Raw genomic sequence first — 8,895 nt, 5'->3', positions numbered from 1 at the left:
GCCGTTGCGCTGCGGTACGGGGCCGCGGTCAGCTCTTGGGCAGATCCGGCAGCTTGGGCAGGTCCGGGATCTTGACGCTGCCGTCGTCGGTCTTGGTGTACTCGTCGGTCGGGCCGCCCTTCCAGTGGACGGTCAGGGTCTTGCCGTCCGCGCCGGGCTTGAGGGTGCCCATGGTGCGGGTGGTGTCGCCGTCGGTGCACTTGAGGACGGCCATGGTCATCCCGGCCATCTTCTCGACCTTGCCCATGCACGCGGACTTGTGCCCGTTGCTGAACGCGACGGTGCCCTGGGCCACCACCAGGACCAGCGGGCTGGCGGGCGTGCCGCCCTTCCAGGCGCCCTCGACGGCGGTCGGGTTCGCGGCCTTGCCGTCGCCGCCGCCCGCGGCGGTCGGGGTGGCCTCCGGCGTCTTGCTCGGGGTGCTCGCGTCCTTGCCGCTGCCGCCGCTGCTTCCGCAACCGCTGAGCAGCAGTGCGGCGATGGCGGCCGCCCCGGCGAACTGCGCTGCCTTGCGCACGTACGTCTCCTCCGTTGTGGGACAGGGAGACGTGAGGCTAGCAGTGGGCCGGGGCGGCCGGCGGGTGAGCGACGCGGTCAGCCGGTCGCCGCGGACTTGTCCTCCCGTACGACGCGCTCGACCGCGTGCGCCGGCCACTCGGCGCGGGCCAGCCGCCGCAACGCGCGGCGCGCCGCACGATGTCCGTTGCCCGGCAGCAGCTTGCCGTCCAGGTCGCAGGCGGCGGCCAGGGCGGCGAGCGCCCGGGCGCGGGGGTCCGGCAGGCCGGCGTCCAGTGCCGCCTTGAAACGGGCCCGGGCCGGCCCGGCCAGATCCACCGGCCCGGTCGGGAAACGCTCGTAGGGGAAGAGGCCCAGCGCCCGCCGGGCCTCCCGCCGTATCGCGCTCCGTGCCTCCAGCTGGCGGACGCACAGTTCGTGGAGGGTCCCGCCGGTGCGGCGCACCCAGCGTTGGGCCCGGACGCCCTTGTGGTTCTTGTCCGGGCCGGGCAGCGCGGCGAGCGCCCCGTCCAGCACCGGGTCGCCGAGCGGCAGCGGCCGGGCCACCGCGACCCGGCCCCCCTGCCCGACGATCCGCCCGGCCGCCTCCAGGTCCGCGAGGGCCGCCCCGGCCAGCCCGTACCGCAGGAACGGGCGGGTGACCAGGGGTCGGCCGCGGACCGGGTCGAGGCCGAGCAGCAGCAGCTCCTCGGGGAGGGTGAGCGGAGGGGCCGGGCGGGGGGTCACGCCGGGTCGCTCGCGGGGAACTCCCGGGCGGGCAGCACCCGGCCGGTGACCTCGCCGAGCCCGATTCGGGCACCGTCCGGGCCGGGCGCCCAGGCGGTGAGGGTGATCTCGTCGTCGTCCTGGAGGTAGGGGCCCTTGCCCTGGGTGAGCTCCAGCAGGCAGCCGAGCTGGTCGGGTTCGGGCCCGGAGACGGTGCCGGAGGCGTAGAGGTCGCCGGTGCGCAGCGAGGCGCCGTTGACGGTCATGTGGGCCAGCTGCTGGGCGGCCGTCCAGTACATCGCGGCGAACGGCGGGCGGGAGATCACCTCGCCGTTGAGCCGCACCTCGATCCGCAGGTCGAGGCCGCCCGGCTCGGCGGCGGTGTCGTCCAGGTACGGCAGCGCCGGGACGTCCCGGGTGGGCGGCGCCGTGCGGGCCGCGTCGAAGGCGTCCAGCGGGGTGATCCAGGCCGAGACGGAGGTCGCGAAGGACTTGCCGAGGAACGGGCCGAGCGGCACGTACTCCCATGCCTGGATGTCGCGTGCGGACCAGTCGTTGACGAGGCAGACGCCGAAGACGTGGTCCCGGAAGGCGGCCAGGCCGACCGGCGCGTGGAGCGCGGAGGGCGTGCCGACGACGAAGCCGACCTCGGCCTCGATGTCCAGGCGGGTGGACGGGCCGAACAGCGGCGCGGCATCGGCCGGGGTCTTGCGCTGGCCGTGCGGGCGCACCACCGGGGTGCCGGAGACGACAACGGTGCCGGCCCGGCCGTGGTAACCGATCGGCAGGTGCTTCCAGTTGGGCGGCAGGGCGGCACCGTCGGGGCGGAAGATCCGGCCGACGTTGGTCGCGTGGTGCTCGCTGGAGTAGAAGTCGACGTAGTCGGCGACCTCGAAGGGCAGGTGGAGGGTGAGGCCGTCCAACGGGCGCAGCAGCGGGGCCACCGCGGTGCGGTGCGCGGGGTCGGTCAGTGCGGTGCGGACGGCCGCGTGGACCTGCTGCCACACGGGGCGGCCGGCGGCCAGCAGCGGGTTGAGGGTGGCGGCGGTGAGCAGTGCGGCGTGCGGCGCGGGGACGACGCCGGGCAGGGCGTCCGGCAGGGCGCCCAGGTCCAGGACGTGGCGGCCGTAGCGGACGCCGAGCCGGCGCAGGGCGGGCGCGTCGGCGGTACTGAAGACGCCGTAGGGGAGGGTGTGCGGGCCGAAGGGGTCGCCTTCCGCCAGATCGAACGGGCTCTGCTCGGGCATGGACACTGCTCCTCGCGTTCGTCGTCGCCGGTGGGCGGCCGGCCGATGGGGTGTCCCCTGCTCGAACCGCGTGGAGAGCCTGGGGGAAGGTGCCCCGTGGACCGGTGGGTCCGTCGATCAGGGTACGGCCGGTGGCGATCAGTGGGGTGGTCCTCGGCCGGGAACGGACGGTCCAGGGGCCGGGAAGTGCCGGGCGGGGCGACGGGCCGGGGCGCCGCGGACCGCCGAAGCCGGGAAATACCTTGCTGTACTGCGCAATTCGGGCGTGGTGCCTTTGGTAGGGGGAGTGACTGTGGTGGTGGAAGTGGGCGAAGTGGCCGTGGTGGTCGGGGGAGGGTGGGGGCGCGGCGTCCAGGAGTGGTCGACGTGACATCCGGGATGGGTAAGCGGGTAAGGGGGCACCGGTCGCTCCCCTCTTACTGGAGAGAGTGAACGGCGAGGTGCGTCCCACGGGGTGCGGACGCCCCGCCGGTGTCCGGTCCACCTGTCACCACTGTGACGCCAGGGGCTCTTGAGTCGTCTCGCGCCTCTGCCGCCCCATTCCTTCCGCGGAAAAGCCGCGCCGGGCGGCGCTCGGAAACGTACCCACGCGACGGCTTCTGTGCTGGGCGAGTGGTTCGGGGGGCGGGCGCTCGCGGTGATCCAACCGTGACCGGATACGCTGGCCAATGGTGAAGACAGCGACAGATCGACATTCAGTTTGATCGTCAGCAGACAGGAGTACCCCTCGTGACCGTCGTCGGGCCCTTCGGGCTGAGCGTGCGGGACCAGGCTCTTGAGGCCGATGTCCAGGCAGGGTTGGCGGCTGTCGAGGAGGGCCTGCTGGAGGCCACCAAGAGCGACGTGCCGTTCATCACCGAGGCCGCGCAGCATCTCGTGCGCGCGGGCGGCAAGCGGTTCCGGCCGCTGCTGGTGATGCTGGCCGCCCAGTTCGGTGACCCGCACACCCCGGGCGTGGTGCCCTCCGCCGTCGTCGTGGAGCTGACGCACCTGGCGACGCTCTATCACGACGACGTGATGGACGAGGCCGACGTGCGCCGCGGGGTGGCCAGCGCCAACGCCCGCTGGGGCAACTCCGTCGCGGTGCTGACCGGTGACTTCCTCTTCGCCCGCGCCTCGCACATCCTCGCCGACCTCGGGCCCGAGGCGGTCCGGATCCAGGCCGAGGCGTTCGAGCGCCTGGTGACCGGCCAGATCCTGGAGACCGCGGGACCGCGCGACGGCCGCAACCCCATCGACCACTATCTGGACGTCCTCGCGGGCAAGACCGGTTCGCTGGTCGCCGTGGCCTGCCGCTTCGGCGCCATGATGTCGGGCGCCGAGGAGTCGACGGCCAACATCCTCACCCAGTACGGCGAACGGCTGGGCACCGCCTTCCAGCTGGCCGACGACGTCCTGGACATCGCCAGCGACTCGCACGAGTCCGGCAAGACGCCCGGTACGGACCTGCGCGAGGGCATCGCGACGCTGCCCGTCCTGCGGCTGCGGGCGCTGGCCGAGAGCAGCGCCGGCACCGCCGAGGACCGTGCGCTGTGCGAGCTGCTGGCCGGCGACCTCACCGACGACGCCCGGCACGCCGAGGCGCTGGCCGGACTGCGCGCCCACCCGGCCCTGGAGCAGGCCCGCCGGGACACCGTGCGCTACGCCGAACAAGCCCGCGAGACGCTGGCACCGCTGCCGGCGTGCACGGCGAAGGCCGCCCTGGAAGAGCTCTGCGACACCGTGGTGCACCGGGCGGGCTGAGCTCCGCGGGCAGGTGCGCGCCGCGCCGGCAGTCCCGGGGTTTCCCCGTTCGCCCCTGACGTCCCATCTGGTCTTCCCCTAAGGCATTTCCGCTGGGTGGTGCGACCGACGGAGTACGGGTTCGGCCGGATGGTGACCGGATGTCATCCCTCAGCAGTACGCGGAGTTGGCCCTGCGGGTTGACGCCAAGGGCCGCAACTTTTGGTGAGATGGAGAGCACCACAAGGCGGCGGGGCGGGTCATCATGGCCCGGCGGGTGGACGAGTGGACGACACAGGACCGCCGCACACGACGGAGGTAGGCCAGATGCCACGGAACGAACCGACTGAGGTCACCGGGGAATGGGACGGGGAGCGCTCCGCGAAGCGTCGTAAAGCGGTGCGTTACGCCGTACCGGTCGCGGTGGCGGGGGTGGCGGCCGCGACGATCGGGCTGGTCCCGGCGTTCGCCGGATCCGGTTCTCCGGACCTGCCGAAGATCTCCGCCCAGGACCTGATAGCGAAGATCACCAAGTCCGATGTCCAGCAGCTGTCCGGCACGGTCCAGGTCACCACGGACCTCGGCCTGCCCACCCTGCCGGGTGGCACGGGCGCTGGCGGCTTCGGCGGCGCCGAGCAGGGCCACGGCGGCGCGGGCGGTGCGGCGTCGCCGCAGAGCAAGCTGACCGAGCTGGCGTCCGGTACGCACACCTTGCGGGTCGCCGTCGACGGCCCCGACAAGCAGCGGGTGTCGATCGTCGGCAACTCCGCCGACTACACCCTCATCCACAACGGCGCGGACGTCTGGGCGTACGACAGCGGCAGCAACAGCGCCGTGCACCACACCGCCCCCCGGGACACCCACCGCGGCGCGCACCACGGCGCGCCCGAGGGCCTCCCCAAGGGCCTTCAGAGCGCCACCCCGCAGGAGCTCGCCAAGGCGGCCCTGGAGGCGGCCGGCGACACCACCTCGGTGACGGTCGGCGACACCGCCAAGGTCGCCGGGCGGGACGCGTACCAGCTCGTCATCAAGCCCAAGCAGGCCGCCTCCACGGTCGGCTCGATCCGGGTCGCGGTGGACGCCGCCAACGGCGTCCCGCTGAAGTTCACCCTCACCCCGAAGAGCGGCGGTCCGGCCGCGATCGACGTCGGCTACACCCGCGTCGACTTCGCCCGCCCGGCCGCGGACAGTTTCACCTTCACGCCGCCCAAGGGCGCCAAGGTCGTCAACGGCGACAAGGCCGCGGGGCAGGCCGCCCGCGAGCACGGGAAGGGGAAGGACCTCAAGGACCTCAAGGGCCGTAAGGGCCCGAAGGACTTCGGCGGGTTGAACGTCATCGGCAAGGGTTGGACGTCCATCGCCACCCTCAAGGGCGCCGGCGCCCCCGGTGGCAAGGACCAGCTCGCCAAGGGCGACGCCGGGAAGTTCCTGGACAGCCTGGGCACCAAGGTGACCGGCTCGTTCGGCTCCGGGCACGTCTTCAGCACCCGCCTGGTCAACGCCCTGATGACCGACGACGGCACGGTCTACGTCGGCGCCGTCGACAAGCAGGCCCTGATAGCCGCGGCCGACGCCGCGAAGTAACGGGCCACGGCAAGCGGTCGGGCCGCGCCGCATCTCCCGTCCGGGAGAGCGGTGCGGCCCGTACGCGGTCCGCGCGCCCGGCCGGAGGCCCGAGGGGCCACCGCACCTGAGGAGTTGGGGAGACCGTGTCACCACCACCCGCCGCGGACGAGAGGCGCGCGGCACCGCACGACGGGCCCCGGGTGATCGAGACCCAGGGGCTGACCAAGACCTATCGCGGCGGCCGGCCCGCCGTCGACGGGCTGGACCTCGCCGTGCCGCGCGGCAGCGTCTTCGGCTTCCTCGGGCCCAACGGCTCCGGCAAGACCACCACCATCCGGATGCTGATGGGCCTGATCGAGCCGACCGCCGGCACCGCCCGGGTGCTCGGCCGGCCGATGCCGGGCGCGGCCCGCGAGGTGCTCCCCAGGGTCGGGGCGCTCATCGAGGGGCCGGCGCTCTACGGCTTCCTCAGCGGTCGGGACAACCTGCGGCGGTTCGACGCCGCCGACCCGGCCGCCGATCCCCGCACCCGCACCCGGCGGGTCGGTGCGGCGCTGGAGCGGGTGGGACTGTCCGCCGCGGCCGGCAAGAAGGCACGCGCCTACTCCCTCGGCATGAAGCAGCGCCTGGGGTTGGCCGCCGCCCTCCTCCAACCCCGCGAGCTGCTGGTGCTGGACGAGCCGACCAACGGCCTGGACCCGCAGGGCATGCGGGAGATCCGCACCCTGGTGCGGGAGCTGGCGGCGGACGGCACCACCGTCTTCCTCTCCTCCCACCTCCTCGACGAGATCGAGCAGGTCTGCACGCACGCCGCCGTGATGACCCAGGGCCACCTGGTCACCCAGGGCCCGGTCGCCGGCCTCACCACCGCCGTCCTCGGCCCGGGCAACCACGGCCGGCTGACGGTGACCACCCCCGATCCGGCCGACGCGGTCCGGGTCCTGAAGGAGCACGGACTGACCGGCCTGCGGGCCGACGGCGACCGGGTCACCGGCGAGCTCCCCGAGGCGCCGCCGGACGGTGCGTCCCCGCCGGACGGCGCGCCCACGCCGGGCCCGCCGGGCCCGCCGGACCCGGCGGACCTGAATGCCGCACTGGTCCGCGCCGGGGTCCGGGTCCGGGCCTTCGGCACCGAACGGCCGTCGTTGGAGGACGTCTTCGTCCGGCTCACCGGGGAGGGATTCGATGTCGCGGGCTGAGAGCCAGACCCTGCCGGCCGGGACGGCACCGCGGGCGCCCCGGCCGCGGTCGGCACGGTGGTCGCCGGACCTGCTGCGCAGTGAGATCGCCCTCACCTTCCGGCGCTGGCGCACCCTGGTGCTGCTGGCGGTCCTGGCGGCGGTGCCCGTCCTGGTCGGCGTCGCCGTCCGGATCCAGGTCGGGCGGTCCGGCGGTGGCGACGGCCGGGGGCCGGCGTTCCTCGCCGGGATCGCCGGCAACGGCCTCTTCCTGGTCTTCACCGCCCTCGCGGTGACGTTGCCGGTGTTCCTGCCGATGGCGGTCGGGGTGATCGCCGGGGACGCCGTCGCCGGCGAGGCGCACACCGGGACGCTGCGTTACCTCCTCGTCGCCCCCGCCGGCCGCGGCCGCCTGCTGCTCGCCAAGTTCGTCACGGTGGTGGTGTTCTGCCTGGCGGGCACGCTGGTCGTGGCGCTGTCCGCGTTGGCCACCGGCGCGTTGCTGTTCCCGCTGGGCAAGGTGACGCTGCTGTCGGGGACGTCCATATCCCTCGGCGAGGGGCTGCTGCGGGCGCTGGCCATCGCGGGGGTGGTGGCGCTCTCCCTGCTCGGGGTGGCGGCCCTCGGGCTGTTCGTCTCCACGCTCACCGACAGCGGCATCGCCGCCATGGCCACGACGGTCGGCCTGGTGCTCACCGCCCAGATCCTGGACGGCATACCGCAGCTCCAGGCCATCCAGCCGTATCTCTTCCCGCACTACTGGCTGTCCTTCGCGGACCTGCTCCGCGACCCGGTCTACTGGGACGGGATCCAGCGGGACCTGGGCCTCCAGGCGCTCTACGCGGCGGTGTTCGGCTCGGTGGCCTGGGCGCGGTTCACCACCCGCGACATCACCGCGTGACGGGGTCGGGCGTGGCCTCCGGGCCCGGCTCCGTGGCGGTCGAGTCCGCGGCGGCACGCCCGACCTGCGCCGCCTCGGCCGCGGCCACCTCGCGGGCCCGCGCCCCGGCGGCGGCCAGCGCGGCGCGCGCCCGCCGGACGGTCCGCAGCGCGTCCCAGGTCAGCATCGCGAGCGCCGCCCACACCAGGGCGAAGCCGGCCCAGCGCTCCGGCGGCATCTGCTCGCCGAAGACCGTCAGCCCCAGCAGGAACTGGAAGGTCGGCGCCAGGTACTGGAGCATCCCGATCGTGGTCAGCGGCAGCCGCACCGCCGAGGCGCCGAAGCAGATCAGCGGCACCGCGGTCGCGATGCCGCACGCCGCGAGCAGCAGCGCCTGCCCGGTCCCGCCGGAGACGAAGACGGATTCCCCGCGGACCCCGAGGAAGACGAGATAGCCCACTGCCGGCAGCGCTTGGAGGGCGGTCTCGGCGCTGAAGCCCTCGATGCCGTCGAGCTTGATGCCCTTCTTCGCCAGCCCGTAGGTGGCGAACGACAGGGCCAGCCCGAGCGCGATCCACGGCATCCGGCCGTAGGCGATGGTCATCACCACGACGGCCAGGGTGCCGACGCCGACCGCGGCCCACTGGAGCGGCCGCAGCCGCTCGCGCAGCACCAACACCCCGAACGCGATGCTCACCAGCGGGTTGATGAAGTACCCCAGCGAGGCTTCGAGCACGTGCCCGCTGTTGACCGCCCAGATGTAGAGGAACCAGTTCAGCGAGATCACCACGGCGCTGATCAGGATCAGCCCCAGCTTCCTGGGTTGCCGCAGCAGCGGGCGTATCCAGGACCAGCGGCGCAGCGCGGCCAGGATGATCAGCGCGACCGGCAGCGACCACACCATGCGGTGGGCCAGGATCTCGGACGGCGCGGCGGCGTCCAACAGATGCCAGTACAGCGGCAGCAGGCCCCACATGGTGTACGCGGCGAGGCCGTACGCGAGGCCGGCGCGTTGGTCGGTTCGAGAGGGCAAGGGGTGCTCCTGGTCGTGCGGGGTCGATCCTGTGCAAGGTAGCGCCGT

8 protein-coding genes are annotated in these 8,895 nt (G+C 73.6%); 4 read left to right on the top strand and 4 right to left on the bottom strand.

The features are described from left to right. Nucleotides 1-28: 28 nt before the first annotated feature. From ACFVT2_RS22910 to fahA, 3 genes are all read right to left on the bottom strand, one after another. Nucleotides 29-517 (bottom strand): hypothetical protein, encoded by a 489-nt coding sequence (locus tag ACFVT2_RS22910; RefSeq protein ID WP_390020738.1) that lies wholly within the window; start codon nt 515-517, stop codon nt 29-31. Nucleotides 518-594: 77 nt separating this feature from the next. Continuing rightward, the gene (locus ACFVT2_RS22905; protein WP_390020735.1) at nt 595-1,242 is read right to left on the bottom strand and encodes a GPP34 family phosphoprotein; all 648 of its coding nucleotides are present in this window, start codon (nt 1,240-1,242) and stop codon (nt 595-597) included. Beyond that, a complete protein-coding gene (fahA, locus tag ACFVT2_RS22900; RefSeq protein ID WP_390020732.1) occupies nt 1,239-2,468 on the bottom strand; it encodes a fumarylacetoacetase in 1,230 nt (409 codons plus the stop codon). The genes ACFVT2_RS22905 and fahA overlap by 4 nt, the downstream gene beginning before the upstream one ends. 729 nt (nt 2,469-3,197) lie before the next feature. Here fahA and ACFVT2_RS22895 point away from each other — a divergent pair. From ACFVT2_RS22895 to ACFVT2_RS22880, 4 genes are all read left to right on the top strand, one after another. Continuing rightward, a complete protein-coding gene (locus ACFVT2_RS22895) occupies nt 3,198-4,211 on the top strand; it encodes a polyprenyl synthetase family protein (protein WP_390020729.1) in 1,014 nt (337 codons plus the stop codon). 306 nt (nt 4,212-4,517) lie between these two features. Then, a complete protein-coding gene (locus ACFVT2_RS22890) occupies nt 4,518-5,774 on the top strand; it encodes an outer membrane lipoprotein carrier protein LolA (RefSeq protein ID WP_390020726.1) in 1,257 nt (418 codons plus the stop codon). 125 nt (nt 5,775-5,899) lie between these two features. Beyond that, nucleotides 5,900-6,955 (top strand): ATP-binding cassette domain-containing protein, encoded by a 1,056-nt coding sequence (locus ACFVT2_RS22885; RefSeq protein ID WP_390020723.1) that lies wholly within the window; start codon nt 5,900-5,902, stop codon nt 6,953-6,955. Next, entirely contained in the window at nt 6,942-7,835 is an 894-nt protein-coding gene (locus ACFVT2_RS22880) for an ABC transporter permease (protein WP_390020720.1), read from the top strand. Before ACFVT2_RS22885 ends, ACFVT2_RS22880 begins: the two co-directional genes overlap by 14 nt. Here ACFVT2_RS22880 and rarD read toward each other — a convergent pair. Continuing rightward, nucleotides 7,825-8,847, bottom strand: a complete 1,023-nt coding sequence (gene rarD, locus ACFVT2_RS22875; protein WP_390020717.1) for an EamA family transporter RarD — start codon at nt 8,845-8,847, stop codon at nt 7,825-7,827. The two genes, ACFVT2_RS22880 and rarD, sit on opposite strands and share 11 nt — an antisense overlap. Between the last annotated feature and the right edge of the window lie 48 nt (nt 8,848-8,895).

It is taken from the genome of Streptomyces sp. NPDC058000 (assembly GCF_042886435.1).
Taxonomy (GTDB): Bacteria; Actinomycetota; Actinomycetes; order Streptomycetales; family Streptomycetaceae; genus Streptomyces.
The sequence above is the reverse complement of the archived record's forward strand: the minus strand, read 5'-3'. Positions and strand labels throughout refer to the sequence as shown.

Excerpts from the sequence above, each read along its gene's own strand:
- fahA (WP_390020732.1), bottom strand. The coding sequence starts at position 2,468 with ATGCCCGAGCAGAGCCCGTTCGATCTGGCGGAAGGCGACCCCTTCGGC.
- ACFVT2_RS22890 (WP_390020726.1), top strand. The coding sequence starts at position 4,518 with ATGCCACGGAACGAACCGACTGAGGTCACCGGGGAATGGGACGGGGAG.
- ACFVT2_RS22880 (WP_390020720.1), top strand. The coding sequence starts at position 6,942 with ATGTCGCGGGCTGAGAGCCAGACCCTGCCGGCCGGGACGGCACCGCGG.